Here is a 14206-nt window from a genome sequence, read left to right on the forward strand (position 1 = left end):
GTCAGAGAAGCCTCACAGGCGGCCCGCGAGGCTGAAGCCGAGCCCGATCAGCACGGCAGCCCCGAGGAAGCGGCGCCATGGATTGACCCCCCTCACAATCTCGTCAAGCGCCCACACCGCCAAAGCGAGCAGCGCGACGAGGCGCAGACCGGCGAAGAGCCAGGGCGGCGAGCCGGGTGTTGCGGCTTCCAGGATCCATTCGGCCGCGGAGGCCACGAGGAAGATCCAGAGCGGCGCGTTCGGCCATTGCCCGACGACGATCGCTCCGGAGCGGCGATCCCGGAAAGCCCAGTCGATGAGACGGCGCATACGAAGCGTTTTCCGAAGAGCGACGTGGCCTAGCAGGAGCCCTGATCCGTGAACGCGGCCGAGGCGTGTCGTTCGAAGGTCGCAGGATCAACCATCGGGCAGGATGCACCACGACGGACGCGGATCAGATCGGCTGCGTGCCCTTGGCGGCGCGGATCGGTTGACAGATCTGAGGGCTGATCTTGTCGAGATGCGGGCAGGCATTGGTCTCGTACCAGCCGCGCAGCTCCGGCTGCTTGGGCGCGATGTACATCGCGGTCAGCACGAAGCCACCGGCCAGGAGGATCAGGAGAATGAGAAGACTGCGCAACGGACTGCTCCGGTCGCGGCGCTCCGGTCACGGAACACCTTCAACGCGGCAGACGCGCCAGGGCGCCGGGTGGTTCCCCCGGCGGACTCGGTCCCGTCTCCGGTCAGCGCCCTAGGGAACGCGCGCCGGCTCCTTCGGTGCATCGATCAGCGTCTGTGGCCGCGTTCCGCTCAGCGGGCCCTGCGTACCGGGGAGCAGGCCCTGATTCTGCAGCCAGATCATCGTCAGGACCGCCCCGATGATGCCAGCCAACGACATCAAGAAGGTGAGGTTGCGCTGGCGTACCACCATCAGGCCCAGCACGATCACGAAGGCGACGATGAGGAGATAGGTCAGCATGACGCCTCAGCGGGATCAGACACCCGCATACATCCGCCCCGGATTGAACAGCCCTTTAGGATCGTGCGCGGCCTTGATGCCCCGGGTGATGCGCATCAAAGGCTCGGGCAGGGGTTCGAACACGTGCAATGCCGCCCGCACCGTCTCGGGGGCTCGGACTAGGGTCGCGTGGCCTCCCGCGGCCTGAACGGCGGCGCGGATCGCGGTCGTTCCAGCATCGTCCGCGGCGGCGGTGGCGAGCCAGATCAGACCGCCGCCCCAATCGTAGAACCAGCGGGCCGATCGGTCCCGCGCCACCGCCGCCGTCACCTCTGGCCCCCGGCCGGGCACGGTCGAGATGCGCCAGACCGCATCCGTGCCGGGCTCTGCCAGGAAGGCGGCGTCGCGCACCGCGCGCCACAGGGTGGCGCCGTCCTCGCCCTCGACGATCTGCGCGTCGCCGCGTCGCCGCAGCAATCGCCGCAATTCACCCAGGCGATACTCCACCGATTTGGCGAAACCCTCGACCCGCATCAGGGTGAGGGAATCGGAGCCGGCGATTCCCGCCGGAAGGTGGGCGGCGCCGGTCAATTCGAAGGGCGAACCGAGGGCGGTGGACAGGGCGTCGACGGCCGCGACGTCGTCGAGCCCCGTCAGGACCAGGGTGGTGACCCGCTCCTGCACCGGCAGAACCTTGAAGGTGACTTCCGTCAAAAGGCCGAGGGTGCCCCACGACCCCGCCATCAGCTTCACGAGATCGAGGCCCGTGACATTCTTCATCACGCGACCGCCGGACTTAATCGGCTCGCCCCGTCCGTTGATGAAGCGCACCCCGATCAGACTGTCGCGGGCCGCCCCGGCATTGATGCGCCGAGGGCCCGAATTGTTGACCGCCGCCACCGCGCCGAGGGTCGGCTCACCGGAGGAGCTGAGAAGCGGGCGGTGATCGATCGGCTCGAAGGGCAGCATCTGCCCGCGCTCGGCGAGCAGAGCCTCGACCTCGGCCAGCGGCGTGCCGGCGCGGGCCGCCACCACCATCTCGGCGGGTTCATAGAGGGTGATGCCGCTAAGCCCTGTGCCCGAGAGCGTCGCCTCGTCCTGCGGCGGGCGACCGAGCGCGGCCTTGGTGTTGCCCCCGACGAGGCGAAGCCGCTCGGAGCGCCCGGCGGCCTGCGCGACGATGGCTGCCGCCTCCTGCTCGCTCGCCGGCGCGTATGTCGTCATGATCCCGGTTTCCATCCCGCTCGGCCTTGTCCCGCGGCCGTCTCCGGCGACAAAACCCGGATCGGGAGCCGGTTGCAAGCGTGGGGCAGCGAAGCAGTGGGACGTCGGCGGTACATTCCGGGGCAGCGTTCACACATTCAGTCCCGCCGACGGCGCAGGTCTGCCGAAGGTTTGATCGGGCCCCGATCATCGGTCGTGCGTCCTGTCGTCGAAGCGAAGCGGTTCGGACGCCGAATCTGCGAGCCATAGGTCGCGAAGGCGCCGACACGCCTCGTCGCAGATCGTCCGGCGTCTCCTCGACACTGAGGCTCTTGCCTTCGCAGGAAGGGCGCCGGAGTGTTATTCCGCCGCGGCCGGTGCCGATGGGCGCAGCCGTTCCATCACCGCGCTGCGCAGCCCGGCGATGTCGAGAAGCCAGACCATGGCACCGTAGACGGCGATGCCGGTGGCGATGCAGACCGGCAATGCGATCCAGGGCGCGAGGTTGCGCAGCGGCCAGACCGCGACCGTCATGGCCAGCGTCGCGGCGCTCGCCGTCGCGAGATCCCGCCAGGGGAGGGCGATGCGCACAGGTCCGCTCAGGGCCAGGACGGCGAGCAAGCCGAATGCCGCGAGGAAGCCCAATGTCTGAGCGACCGCGATGCCGTAGCCGCCGAACGGCCCGGCCAGCGCCAGCAAGGCCAGCGCATTGACCAGCGCGCCGAACAGGGCGGCGACGATCACCGGCATGGTCCGGCGACGGATCTGGAAGATCGGGTTCAGGGCGTAGTTCATCGCCGCGAAGGCCACGAGGCCCGGCAGCATCGGCAGGACATATTCGGAGAAGTGCCCGCGGAAGGCGTGGGGCACGGCAATGGCCTCGATGGCGGGCAGGACTGCCCAGAAGCCGGCGGCGCTCGGCAGGATGAGGGCCGCCACCACGGCGAGGTTGCGGGCGACCTGGGCTTCGCCCGCACCGCGTCCGCCTTCCTCCTCGGCCCGCACCGCGATCTGAAACAGCAGCACGTCGAGAGCGGCGCCCAGGGTCCCGAAGATGCGGGTGCCGATGTCGGAGGCGAGGGAGAAGTAGCCGGATTCCGAGAAGCCGCCGACCGCCGCGATGGCGCTGCGATTGGCGAAGGGCAGGAGCTGGTAGACCACGTTGGCGGCAATCAGCGGCAGGCCGTAGCTGATGAAGATGCGCAGCATCTCCCGCATGCGCTCGGCCTCCGGGCGATGGGGCTGATCGGTGAGGCCGCGATGGATCAGGACGGCGGCCAGGAACTGGCTCACGCCCGCCGCCGCGATCACCGCGGTGGCGTCTCCGGTTGCCCAAGCGGTGCCGACCATGAGGATCAGGGCGAGCCCACTCTTGACCAGTACCAGCTTGAGATAGAGCCCACCGATGAAGCGGGCGCGGGCCAACGTCGTCTGATAATCGAAGAAGCCGATGCCGATCGCGGTCGCCACGGCGACGGCGGCCAGCGTCGCGGGCGGCCCGGCGAAGGGCCGCCCGGCAAGGCAGAGCAATGCCGCGCCGAGAAGGCAAAGGGCCGTCGTCGCGTAGGCACGGTCGAGCATGGCCCGGATCCAAGGCTCCTCGCCCCGGACCCGCTCGGAGTAGAACCGCGTCGCCGACAACCGCAGCCACTCGAAGAACAGGGTCGTGAGCACCACCGAGCCGGCGATGCCGAGGGCGAAGCGGCCGAAATCGGCCGGCCCGAGAATGTCCGCGAGGAGCAGACCGAGGGTGAGGTTCAGAGCCGCGTTGACGACGTAGGCTGCAATGACGGCCATGGATTGAGAAAGTCGGCTCTTCGGCGTTGCCCGGGGGCTCGATCGGGGAACGTCTGATGCAGGGATGAGACGATTTTACGTCGAGGCGGCGTTGCGCAAGGCGGCCGATGCAGGCCGGCTGCCGATTCCGAGAGTGGCCGACCGGAGGGCGACGTCGCGGTAGATGCGCTCCAACCGGTCGAGATGGCGGTCCAGGGTGAGCGGATCGGCCCAGAACGCGTCATAGGCCGCCCGGCTCATGCGGCGCGCGGTGTCGTCGTCGGAGAGGCGGGTCATCGCAGCCGCGAGGGAGGTGGGATCGCCCGAGCGGAACCATACACCGCTGACCCCGTCCCGCACCGCTTCGCGGCCGGCGCAGAGGTCGCTGACGATCACCGGCGTGCCGAGCGCCAGGGACTCGAGCACCGTGAGCGGCTGGCCTTCGTACCAGACGGAGGGGAAGACCAGGGCGCGTGCGGCCCGAAGCTGCTGCTTCACGCCGTCGGGATCGTGCCAGCCGAGGAAGGCGGCCTCCGGGAAAGCGGCTTCGAGTTCCGCCCGCTGCGGCCCGTCGCCGACGAAGATCGCCTGCTGACCGGAGAGCCGCGCGGCTTCGGCGAACAATCCGGCGCCCTTCTCCGCCGAGAGGCGTCCGACGAAGACGAAGCCGCCCGGGGGCGTCTCGTCCGTGGTGCTATCCTTATGCCCGAGGGGTACGGCGTCGATCGGGTTGGCGACGTCGTACCAGTTCGTGTCCGCGGGCAGGTGCGGGGCCAGAACCTCGCGCTGCAGGCGGCTGATGGTGATCACCGCGGACAGATTGTCGATCATGCCGGTGTGGCGCATGAGCACGTGACGGCCGACCCGCATCAGCTTGCGGGCGTAGCCACGGGAATCGCAGTTGTGACCGATGCAGGCCATCGAGACGGGCGACCGGTGGCAGGCGGCGGAGACGGGGTAATCGTAGAATCCGCCATTCGGGCAGGCGAGATAATATTCGTGCATCGTGAAGACGATGGGCGCGCGGCTCGCCGCGAGGACCGGTCCGATCGAGGGCGAGAGTGCCTTGGCCCAGGCATGCACGTGGATGACGGTGTCGTCCGGATCGTGGCGGGCGAGCAGCGTGCCGAGTGCGGCGGCGGCCTTCTGATTCCACAGCCACTGCACCCCGAACCGGGCCAGGGAGGACGTGGTCGTCACGTCCACCTGATCGAGCAGGATCGTCGCGATACCGGCCGATTCTAGCCGCGGATCCGCCGGCCCGACGGCGGCGAAGAAGGTTACTGCATGCCCGCGGGCCGCGAGCCCGAGCGCACTCTCGATCGCGACCTTGGCCTGTCCGCCGTTGATATGGGCGTGATCCGCCACCACGATGATCGGCATGGCGGTCCGCCTATTTGCGCACGATGACGTAGGCGAAGCTCTTGTCTGCGACCGATTTCAGTCCACGCGGTTCGGCCAGTTTGGAAGCTTGAGCGAATTCATAATTGTGGCGGACGTTCATCGGGCAAACCCCAATCGTGCGGCTGCCGTCGACGATGGGGTCGTGCGATTTCGAAACGATTAAGCGGCGTTTACGCAGTGTCCGAGGCGCGCGGGTCTCGCTTCGGATGCTGTCCAAGAGATTAAATGTCGGTCTCGAAACGGCGCATCCACCCATCACTTGCGACTTAGGGGCTCGCGGAAGCGGGCCCCGAAGAAAGCCTTCCATCGTCTCGCGTTCGAGACCGGCATCCTTCGAGGCTGTGTCGCAGCACTTCAGAGCAAGGGCATCGGGCGGGATCGGCCGGTGATCACAACCATCCCTTCGACTTGAAATACAGCAGCGGCACGATCGCCGAGATCGCGATCAGCGCAAGGCCGTAGGGATAGCCATAGACCCAGTCGAGTTCGGGCATGTGCTTGAAATTCATGCCGTACATCGAGGCGACCAGCGTCGGCGGTACGCCGACCACGGACACGACGGTCAGGATCCGGAAGGCGTTGTTCTGCTCGACGTTGATGAGGCCCAGCGTTGCGTCGAGCAGGAATTGCAGCGTCTCCGACAGCCGCGTCTCGAACTCGTCGAGCGAGGCGATGTCCCGCGCCAGCGTCTCGAACCGGGGCGCGTCGCCCTCGTCGAGATGTTGCCCGCACTCGCCCTTGGCGAAGGCGACGATGCGCTCCAGGCCCAGCAGGCTGGCGCGGACCTTCGACAGCGACTTGCCATGACGCCCGACGGTGCGGAGCAGGCGGCGCAGGGCGAGGTCGCGCCGCTTCGGTGCCGAGGTGTCCCCCTTGCGGGCTCCGGGCCGGGCGCTGGCATCGAAGTCGAAGATGCGGGTCGAGAGATTGTCGAGGTCGGCGGACATCTCCTCCAACAGGTCGGCCAGGTTATCGACCAACTCCTCGACCACGAGAAGGAACATCCGGGCGCCGGTGCTGCCGTCGCCGCCTTCCTCGTCCACCCGTTTGCGCACCGCCGCGAAGGCCCGCATGTCGTGGTAGCGTACCGTCACGAGATGGTTCTTGTTCAGGAGGAAACCGAGCGGTTTCAGGCTGAAATCGGACCGGTCGAAGGTCACCATGGGCGTCGACAGGGAGATCCCATCCCGGCTGCGGCGGAGGCGGCTCGACAGCTCGACTTCGCTCAGCGCGGCCCGCGAGGGCACCCGGATACCGGTCTTCTCCTCGACCCGGCGCGCCTCTTCGGCGGTCGGATCGACCAAGTCGATCCACACGGCGTGAGCGGGCAGCGCCGCGCCGCCATCCAGGCCACTCACATCGACCGCCCCCTGCGGGCCGTGGAGATTGATCATCGGGAGAGGTGTCTTCGAAACGGGTTATTCGGAGAAGGATCGGGCGCCGAAGCGTCACCGCAAGAGATGCGGCGTCTTGACTCGCAAAATCCGCGCGCCTATCTCGCAGCCGTCGTTAGCACTCGCATCACGTGAGTGCTAACAGCCAGGGTAGGCGTGGCCGCCTTCCGGCCGCATCAAGACCAACCGCCATTCCGAAGCAAGAGGGCAGCTCATGAAGTTCCGTCCGCTGCACGACCGCGTCGTCGTCCGTCGCATCGAGAGCGAAGAGAAGACGAAGGGCGGCATCATCATCCCGGATACCGCCAAGGAGAAGCCGCAAGAGGGCGAGATCGTCGCCGTCGGTTCGGGCGCCCGTGACGAGCAGGGCCGTGTCAACGCCCTCGACGTCAAGGTCGGCGACCGCGTTCTGTTCGGCAAGTGGTCGGGCACCGAGGTCAAGATCGACGGCCAGGATCTCCTCATCATGAAGGAATCCGACATCATGGGCGTCGTCGCCGTCTAAGGCCGGCCGACACGTTTCACCGCCCTTCGAGGCCGCCCGTGCCCGTGCACTCGGCAGGCTTCGGGGCTTCTTTCCGACATTCGAGGTAGACTCACATGGCAGCGAAAGACGTTCGTTTCTCCGCCGACGCGCGCGACAAGATGCTCCGCGGCGTCGACATCCTCGCCGATGCGGTGAAGGTGACGCTGGGTCCGAAGGGCCGCAACGTCGTCATCGAGAAGAGCTTCGGCGCCCCGCGCATCACCAAGGACGGCGTCACCGTCGCCAAGGAGATCGAGCTCTCCGACCGGTTCGAGAACATGGGCGCCCAGATGGTGCGCGAAGTGGCCTCGAAGACCAACGACATCGCCGGTGACGGCACCACCACCGCGACCGTGCTGGCCCAGGCCATCGTCCGCGAGGGCGCCAAGTACGTCGCCGCCGGCATCAACCCGATGGACCTGAAGCGCGGTATCGACCTCGCCACCCAGGCCGCCGTGAAGGACATCACCAACCGCGCCAAGAAGGTCGCCTCGTCCGACGAGGTTGCCCAGGTCGGCACGATCTCCGCCAACGGCGACAAGGAGATCGGCGAGATGATCGCCCACGCCATGCAGAAGGTGGGCAACGAGGGCGTCATCACCGTCGAGGAGGCCAAGACCGCCGAGACCGAACTCGACGTCGTCGAGGGCATGCAGTTCGACCGCGGCTACCTCTCCCCGTACTTCGTCACGAACGCGGAGAAGATGGTCGCAGAGCTTGAGGACCCCTACATCCTCATCCACGAGAAGAAGCTCTCGTCGCTCCAGGCCATGCTGCCGGTGCTCGAGGCCGTGGTGCAGACCGGCAAGCCGCTCGTCATCATCGCCGAGGACATCGAGGGCGAGGCCCTGGCCACCCTCGTGGTGAACAAGCTGCGCGGCGGCCTCAAGGTCGCGGCCGTGAAGGCTCCGGGCTTCGGTGATCGCCGCAAGGCGATGCTCGAGGACATCGCGATCCTGACCAAGGGCCAGATGATCGCCGAGGACCTCGGCATCAAGCTCGAGAACGTGACGCTCCCCATGCTCGGCCGCGCCAAGCGCGTGCGCATCGAGAAGGAGAACACCACGATCATCGACGGTCTCGGCGAGAAGGCCGACATCGAGGCCCGCGTCGGGCAGATCAAGGCGCAGATCGAGGAGACCACCTCGGACTACGACCGTGAGAAGCTCCAAGAGCGTCTGGCCAAGCTGGCGGGCGGCGTCGCGGTGATCCGCGTCGGCGGCGCGACCGAGGTCGAGGTCAAGGAGAAGAAGGACCGCGTGGACGACGCGCTCAACGCCACCCGCGCTGCGGTGGAAGAGGGCATCGTCCCCGGCGGCGGCACCGCGCTGCTGCGGGCCAAGAAGGCGGTCGCCGAGCTGAAGTCCGACATCCCGGACGTCCAGGCCGGCATCAAGATCGTCCTCAAGGCGCTTGAGGCCCCGATCCGCCAGATCGCCCAGAACGCGGGCGTCGAGGGCTCGATCGTGGTCGGCAAGATCACCGACAAGACCGACTCCGAGACCTTCGGCTTCAACGCCCAGACCGAAGAGTATGTCGACATGATCCAGGCCGGCATCGTCGATCCGGCCAAGGTCGTGCGCACCGCCCTCCAGGACGCGGCCTCCGTCGCCGGCCTGCTGGTGACCACGGAAGCCATGGTCGCCGACGCGCCGAAGAAGGACAGCGGCGCCCCGGCGATGCCGGGCGGCGGCGGCATGGGCGGCATGGACTTCTAAGTTCAGAGCCTCCGCAGAAGACGAGGAAGGGGGTCGCCGAGAGGCGGCCCCTTTTTCATTCATCTATGGCCGTGTCCCGGCGGCACGGTCAGACGCTTGGACCGGGCAGCCGATCCTGATGGGGCGCACCACTGCGCCAGGCCCGCCACCGTTGCAGCTCCACGCGAGGATGCGACGGCCACGCCGCGATCGCCCCTCCTCTCAGGGCCGTTCTCAGAATAGCTTGGAGAACAGGACGTAGAGGGTGCCGGCCAGCACCATCGCCACGGGCAGCGTCAACAGCCAAGCCATGGCCAGCGCCCGCAGGGTGCCGAACTGCAGGCCGGAGCGATTGGCCACCATGGTGCCGGCGACGCCCGATGACAGCACATGGGTGGTCGAGACCGGAAGGCCGTAGAGGTCCGCCGCCGCGATGGTCGTGGCGGCGACGAGTTCGGCGGAAGCGCCCTGCGCGTAGGTCAGGTGCGTCTTGCCGATCCGCTCGCCGACGGTGACCACGATGCGCTTCCAGCCCACCATGGTCCCGAGGCCGAGGGCGACGGCGACGGCAACCTTGACCCAAATCGGGATGAACCGCGTCGCCTCGTCGAGGCTGCCCTTATAGGCCTTGAGCGTGTCGGCCTCGGTGGGCGACAGCGCGCTCTCCTTGTCCTTCATCAGGAAGCGGATCGCCTCTGAGGCGAGATACATGTCGTTGCGGGTGTTGCCGACCGCCTCTGCCGGAACCTGTGCGAGACTGCCGTAGCGCTCGACCGCCTCGCCGATTTGCCGGATCATCACCGAGAGCGCCGGGTAGGTCCCGGAATCGACCTTCTGGGCCGCGACGTAGGCAGTGACCGCGGGGCGCGGATCGCCGATGATGTCGTAGCCGGCCGCTTTCCCGGCCACCACCGCGGAGGCAGCTTGCGAGGTCTGGCGGAACTGCGACACCGATGATTCCGGCAGGGCACGGTTGAGGGCGTAGGCGGTCGGGACCGTGCCGATCAGGATCAGCATGATCAATCCCATGCCCTTCTGCCCGTCATTGGAACCGTGGGCGAAGGACACGCCGGTGCAGGTCGCGATCAGCAGGCCGCGGATCCAGAGCGGTGGCGGAGCTTTGGCATCGGGCTCGGCATAGAGCGCGGGATTGCGCACGAGGACGCGCAGGGTCAGCAACAGCCCCCCCGCCGCGACGAACCCGATGAGCGGCGAGAGCAGCAGCGACCAGCAAATCTCGGTCGCTTTCGACCAATCGACGCCCGAGGTGCCGGAGCGACCATGCATCAGCGCATTGGCCACGCCGACGCCGATGATCGATCCGATCAGCGTGTGCGACGAGGAAGCCGGCAGGCCGAGGAACCACGTTCCGAGGTTCCAGAGGATCGCGGCGATCAGCAGCGCGAACACCATGGCGAAGCCCGCGCCTGAACCGACCTGGAGGATCAATTCCACAGGAAGCAGAGAGACGATGCCGAAGGCGACGGCCCCGGAGGAAAGCAGGACGCCGAGAAAGTTGAAGAAGCCGGACCAGATCACGGCCACGCTCGGCGGCAGAGCATGCGTGTAGATCACGGTCGCGACGGCGTTGGCGGTGTCGTGAAAACCGTTCACGAATTCGAAGCCCAGGGCGATGGTCAGGGCCACGAAGAGCAGAATGTACGGGAGGTACGTCGTGACGCGGGCGCCGGTGGCCTCGACATCCTCGTGAATGCTGAAGGCGACATAGGCCAGAGCCGCCACCAAGGCTGCCACGATGGCGATCAGGAGGAGAGGGGAGTGGCCTCTGTCGAGATCGGGCCGGCCGCGGCGTTCCGCAGCGGGTGCGATGACATCGCTCACACCCTGCACAGACGATCCCGCCATGCTGATCACTCCTGCGCGCGGATTAAGATCCTTCTCCGCACGTAGGCAGCCTCGCCCGCACTCCGCGACACTCTGATGACATCAGAGGCTGCGCGAGCGGATTCAGAAGTCCGATGCCAGACCTTTCACTTCCCAATCCGTGTAGCGAACCGGCTCAAGACCGCCGCGACCGAGCCGCTCCGGGCGCTCGGAGATTTGCGAGGCACGGGCGTCGATGGCGGCGCGGCGCTCGGCGGCCTCGGCAAGAGCCCGCTGCGCGGCGGGGCTGAGCGGTCGGGCTTCCCGGTTCTCTCCGTCCTTCGTCGCGTCGTCGCTCATGCCTGTTTCCCTCGATCGGCTTGCATCGCTGGCTCTCAGATGGGAGTGCGTCGGGTTCGGGGCGAGTCCCGTCCCCTGTTTCCGTCATGAGAACGGCCGAGAGCGTGGCATCCACACCGAACCGCCGCAACCCGCCCCCGATCGATCCGAACGTCCCGGGCCTCGCAGCACGGCGCGTGGCCGCCAACGCGGTCGCGACGCTGCTCGGACCGAGTCGTGGCCTGGCTCTCGACGACGCGCTCGCCCAAGCCGGTCGGGGCGAGAGCCTGGAACCGGGTGATGCCGCCCTGGCCCGTGCCATCGCCACCGCGAGCTTTCGCCGCCTCGGCTTCCTCAGAGCCGCTTTGGCCGAACGTCTGCGCGATGGGCTCCCCGAGGACAGGCCGCACCTCCTCGCACTCCTGGTCACCGGGGCTGCGCAGATCCTCGACCTCGCCGTGGCCGACCATGCCGCCGTCGATCTCGCGGTCCGACTCACCAAGGCCGACCCGCAGCTGCAGCATCTCGCGCCGCTGGTGAATGCGATACTCCGGCGGATCGGCCGCGAGCGCGATGCGATCCGGGCCGCCGAAACCGATCCCCTTGCCGTGAACACGCCGGAATGGCTCGCGAGACGCTGGGCCGCCGCCTATGGCGAGGAGACCGCCCGCGGCATCGCTGCCGCGCATCTCGAAGGCGCGGCTCTCGACGTGACCTTACGCGATGCACCGGAAGCCTGGGCCGAGCGCCTCGGCGGACGCCTGCTTGATCTCGGATCGCTCCGCCTCTCCGGGCGGGAAGCCGTGGCCGACCTGTCCGGCTACGCCGACGGTGCTTGGTGGGTACAGGATGCCGCCGCTGCCTTGCCCGTCCGTCTCATGGCGCCGCGTCCGGACGAGCGGGTTGCCGATCTCTGCGCCGCCCCCGGTGGCAAGACCGCTCAGATTGCCGCGGCGGGTGCCCGCGTGACGGCCGTCGATCGCTCCGCCGCGCGATTGGAGCGCCTGCAACGCAACCTCGCCCGCCTGAACTTGACGGCCGACGTGGTGACGGCGGATGCCCTCAATCTCTCGGAAGAGACGCCCTTCGACGCCGTGCTGCTCGATGCACCCTGTTCGGCCACCGGCACGATCCGCCGGCATCCCGACGTCGCCTGGACCAAGAGCGAGGCCGATATCGGTCGCCTCGTCGGCCTGCAACGCCGCCTGCTCGACAAGGCGGCCCGGTTGACGGCACCCGGCGGGCGGCTCGTCTACTGCACCTGTTCCCTGGAAGTCGAGGAGGGGCGCGACCAGGTCGCCGCGTTCCTCGCTCGCCATACGACATTCGAACGTGTGCCGATCACCGCGGATCAAGTCGGCGGCCATGCGGAGCTGATCGACGGGAACGGCGACCTGCGCACTCTGCCCTGCCATCTCGACGGAGGATCCGGCCGGGGAGGGGGCCTCGATGGATTCTTCGCGAGTGTGCTGCGCCGAAGCGGCGGTTGAAAAGCATCCGATGAAGCGGAAACTCGTTCGGCGACGAACCCGCCGCCGAATAGACGGTAGTGGGTCAGTTTGAAATTTGTTCCGATTGACCCGGCCTTGGTCCAGGCGGGTGAGCGTGGCATGGTCCGCCAATGAGCACTGGACCCATGGACAAGTGCGAGGCCGAGCTTGAGGGCGGGTGGACCGTCATCGGGATCAAAGACGCGCTCGGCAAACACAAGGGCGTTCGCTTCCGCTGCTGGTCCTGCCGCGGGCAGGTGGCAGCGAACCGGGACTATAGCGACGGCGCGCGCGCGCACTTCGCGCATCGAAAAGCCTTTCCGGCCTGCAAAAAGGTTCCTGGTGGCGCTCAGTTCCTTCACCCTGAGGCCATCTCTTGACCACACCCGAGCGCCCCCCACGATCTAAACCAGCTCGCCAAGTCTATCGTGGACGCGGCGACTGGTAACGAAACTTGGAATCGTCAACTTAAACACGCCATCGAGCCCCACGCGATGTACTACAACTTCGTCTAGGAGCAGTGGGGCATTCGCATGACATCGGCCATGAAGGCGGGCGTGACGGACACCCTTTGGACCATCCACCACATCGTCAAGGTGGTTAAATTAATCGACGCCGAGCCGAGTATGCGGGGACTACACAAGAAGTGTAAGGCAACCCCTACGGCGGGCTAACTTGCTGGATTGACTCAGCCTTCTCCGGCTGATTCCTTCTGCGACATGCCCCTGGAGTTGAGTCGGCTGCACAGCCTAAAATGCGGCCCGGCACTGGCCTCGACTCACGTTGGCGACATTCCAGAATTAGTTGCGCAAAGCTTGGGAACCAGCTTTCGATCGGTTAACCTCTCGCGCGAAAAATACGAAGAAATTATAGCAAAACATCCTGAGCTGATAGATTACGACTTTCTTCAACTACCATATATTTTCGCGCATGGTCTTTGGATAGCGGAACAAGGACAGCCAACATGCCGCCTCGTGTCGTCGCCAATCCCGAATAGCGACCAAAGGTACAAGGCTGTGGTCAAAAGGGCTGTTCGCAGCCCAGACCTTTGGCTCAAGAGCTTCCACCGTACGCGGCTAAGGGCCACTAGAGCCTTGCTGAAGCGGGGCCAGATCCTGCGCGTGTTTCGGCCATGAGAAAGGGGCGCCCCAAAGGAGCGCCCCGAAACCCCTGCCGCGGTAGGGCCTGCCGAGAACCCTACAATGCGCTCCGATCTTTCGACCGTGCTACGGCCGGCAGAGTATCACCGTGTCGCGCGACAGACGCTAACTTGACCATACAGGGGTTACCCGATGGTTCGAACGTTTGGTTAAGCGAACGTGTCGCAACCCGTTCCGAATTGCAAATGTCTACCCGACCCGCGCCATCCGCGCTTTCAAACTGCCCCACTACCGAACAAACAGTCTGGGATGTCGCCCGACCCCGTGGGGCCGAGCGCCGTTCTAAACCGACACCTTGAGTCCCGCGCCGATCGTCGCGAGGCCCGTCACCAGGGCGAGGCCGCCTGCCGTCTCGATCCGCGCGGTCCATTCCGGATAGCGTTCGGCAGTGGCCGCGAGGGCGGCGCCGCCGACCAGGCAAACGAGGCTGAAGAGCGCGACCATTCGGTTTCCCGG

At 66.8% G+C, this 14206-nt stretch carries 15 protein-coding genes; 4 read left to right on the forward strand and 11 right to left on the reverse strand.

Features of this window, described 5'->3' with window-relative positions; genetic code table 11:
• Nucleotides 1–12 precede the first annotated feature (12 nt).
• The 8 genes from MFF26_RS20685 to MFF26_RS20720 form a co-directional block, all read right to left on the reverse strand.
• Nucleotides 13–309: a hypothetical protein gene (locus tag MFF26_RS20685; RefSeq protein ID WP_137828178.1), complete on the reverse strand. Its 297-nt coding sequence runs from the start codon at nucleotides 307–309 to the stop codon at nucleotides 13–15.
• A 124-nt stretch (nucleotides 310–433) separates the two neighbouring features.
• Nucleotides 434–619, reverse strand: a complete 186-nt coding sequence (locus tag MFF26_RS20690; RefSeq protein ID WP_137828177.1) for a hypothetical protein — start codon at nucleotides 617–619, stop codon at nucleotides 434–436.
• A 111-nt stretch (nucleotides 620–730) separates the two neighbouring features.
• A complete protein-coding gene (locus MFF26_RS20695; protein WP_137828176.1) occupies nucleotides 731–958 on the reverse strand; it encodes a hypothetical protein in 228 nt (75 codons plus the stop codon).
• Nucleotides 959–973: 15 nt separating this feature from the next.
• Nucleotides 974–2161 carry a glycolate oxidase subunit GlcE gene (gene glcE, locus MFF26_RS20700; RefSeq protein ID WP_137828175.1) on the reverse strand — a complete coding sequence of 396 codons (1188 nt, stop codon included), beginning with the start codon at nucleotides 2159–2161 and terminating at the stop codon, nucleotides 974–976.
• Nucleotides 2162–2500: 339 nt separating this feature from the next.
• Nucleotides 2501–3937, reverse strand: a complete 1437-nt coding sequence (locus MFF26_RS20705; RefSeq protein ID WP_137828174.1) for a lipopolysaccharide biosynthesis protein — start codon at nucleotides 3935–3937, stop codon at nucleotides 2501–2503.
• 75 nt (nucleotides 3938–4012) lie between these two features.
• Nucleotides 4013–5299, reverse strand: a complete 1287-nt coding sequence (locus tag MFF26_RS20710) for a glycosyltransferase family 4 protein (RefSeq protein ID WP_137828173.1) — start codon at nucleotides 5297–5299, stop codon at nucleotides 4013–4015.
• A 10-nt stretch (nucleotides 5300–5309) separates the two neighbouring features.
• Nucleotides 5310–5537 carry a hypothetical protein gene (locus MFF26_RS20715; protein ID WP_137828172.1) on the reverse strand — a complete coding sequence of 76 codons (228 nt, stop codon included), beginning with the start codon at nucleotides 5535–5537 and terminating at the stop codon, nucleotides 5310–5312.
• 172 nt (nucleotides 5538–5709) lie between these two features.
• Complete coding sequence (locus MFF26_RS20720) at nucleotides 5710–6714, reverse strand: magnesium transporter CorA family protein (protein WP_238308484.1); 1005 nt, start codon at nucleotides 6712–6714, stop codon at nucleotides 5710–5712.
• Between the two features lie 214 nt (nucleotides 6715–6928).
• On the opposite strand from MFF26_RS20720, the gene groES reads away from it, so the two are divergent.
• The gene (gene groES, locus MFF26_RS20725; protein WP_137828170.1) at nucleotides 6929–7219 is read left to right on the forward strand and encodes a co-chaperone GroES; all 291 of its coding nucleotides are present in this window, start codon (nucleotides 6929–6931) and stop codon (nucleotides 7217–7219) included.
• A 95-nt stretch (nucleotides 7220–7314) separates the two neighbouring features.
• On the forward strand, nucleotides 7315–8958 hold the full coding sequence (gene groL, locus MFF26_RS20730; protein ID WP_137828169.1) for a chaperonin GroEL: 1644 nt from the start codon (nucleotides 7315–7317) through the stop codon (nucleotides 8956–8958).
• Between the two features lie 213 nt (nucleotides 8959–9171).
• On the opposite strand, the gene MFF26_RS20735 is transcribed toward groL, so the two are convergent.
• Both MFF26_RS20735 and MFF26_RS20740 read right to left on the reverse strand, forming a co-directional pair.
• Nucleotides 9172–10803: an inorganic phosphate transporter gene (locus tag MFF26_RS20735; RefSeq protein WP_238308485.1), complete on the reverse strand. Its 1632-nt coding sequence runs from the start codon at nucleotides 10801–10803 to the stop codon at nucleotides 9172–9174.
• Between the two features lie 102 nt (nucleotides 10804–10905).
• Complete coding sequence (locus MFF26_RS20740; RefSeq protein WP_137828167.1) at nucleotides 10906–11121, reverse strand: DUF1674 domain-containing protein; 216 nt, start codon at nucleotides 11119–11121, stop codon at nucleotides 10906–10908.
• 104 nt (nucleotides 11122–11225) lie between these two features.
• Here MFF26_RS20740 and MFF26_RS20745 point away from each other — a divergent pair, with 104 nt between their 5' ends.
• Both MFF26_RS20745 and MFF26_RS20750 read left to right on the forward strand, forming a co-directional pair.
• Complete coding sequence (locus MFF26_RS20745; protein ID WP_238308486.1) at nucleotides 11226–12590, forward strand: RsmB/NOP family class I SAM-dependent RNA methyltransferase; 1365 nt, start codon at nucleotides 11226–11228, stop codon at nucleotides 12588–12590.
• Nucleotides 12591–12736: 146 nt separating this feature from the next.
• Complete coding sequence (locus tag MFF26_RS20750) at nucleotides 12737–12970, forward strand: hypothetical protein (RefSeq protein WP_137828165.1); 234 nt, start codon at nucleotides 12737–12739, stop codon at nucleotides 12968–12970.
• A gap of 1062 nt (nucleotides 12971–14032) precedes the next feature.
• Here the strand turns inward: MFF26_RS20750 and MFF26_RS20755 are convergent.
• A complete protein-coding gene (locus MFF26_RS20755; RefSeq protein WP_171015410.1) occupies nucleotides 14033–14194 on the reverse strand; it encodes a hypothetical protein in 162 nt (53 codons plus the stop codon).
• Nucleotides 14195–14206 lie beyond the last annotated feature (12 nt).

It is taken from the genome of Methylorubrum suomiense (assembly GCF_022179765.1).
GTDB classification, from domain to species: domain Bacteria; phylum Pseudomonadota; class Alphaproteobacteria; order Rhizobiales; family Beijerinckiaceae; genus Methylobacterium; species Methylobacterium suomiense.

Coding starts and splice junctions, on each gene's coding strand:
- MFF26_RS20720 (WP_238308484.1), bottom strand. CDS start 6,714: ATGATCAATCTCCACGGCCCGCAGGGGGCGGTCGATGTGAGTGGCCTG.
- MFF26_RS20710 (WP_137828173.1), bottom strand. CDS start 5,299: ATGCCGATCATCGTGGTGGCGGATCACGCCCATATCAACGGCGGACAG.
- MFF26_RS20750 (WP_137828165.1), top strand. CDS start 12,737: ATGGACAAGTGCGAGGCCGAGCTTGAGGGCGGGTGGACCGTCATCGGG.
- MFF26_RS20705 (WP_137828174.1), bottom strand. CDS start 3,937: ATGGCCGTCATTGCAGCCTACGTCGTCAACGCGGCTCTGAACCTCACC.
- MFF26_RS20685 (WP_137828178.1), bottom strand. CDS start 309: ATGCGCCGTCTCATCGACTGGGCTTTCCGGGATCGCCGCTCCGGAGCG.
- groES (WP_137828170.1), top strand. CDS start 6,929: ATGAAGTTCCGTCCGCTGCACGACCGCGTCGTCGTCCGTCGCATCGAG.
- groL (WP_137828169.1), top strand. CDS start 7,315: ATGGCAGCGAAAGACGTTCGTTTCTCCGCCGACGCGCGCGACAAGATG.
- MFF26_RS20740 (WP_137828167.1), bottom strand. CDS start 11,121: ATGAGCGACGACGCGACGAAGGACGGAGAGAACCGGGAAGCCCGACCG.
- MFF26_RS20695 (WP_137828176.1), bottom strand. CDS start 958: ATGCTGACCTATCTCCTCATCGTCGCCTTCGTGATCGTGCTGGGCCTG.
- MFF26_RS20735 (WP_238308485.1), bottom strand. CDS start 10,803: ATGGCGGGATCGTCTGTGCAGGGTGTGAGCGATGTCATCGCACCCGCT.
- MFF26_RS20755 (WP_171015410.1), bottom strand. CDS start 14,194: ATGGTCGCGCTCTTCAGCCTCGTTTGCCTGGTCGGCGGCGCCGCCCTC.
- glcE (WP_137828175.1), bottom strand. CDS start 2,161: ATGACGACATACGCGCCGGCGAGCGAGCAGGAGGCGGCAGCCATCGTC.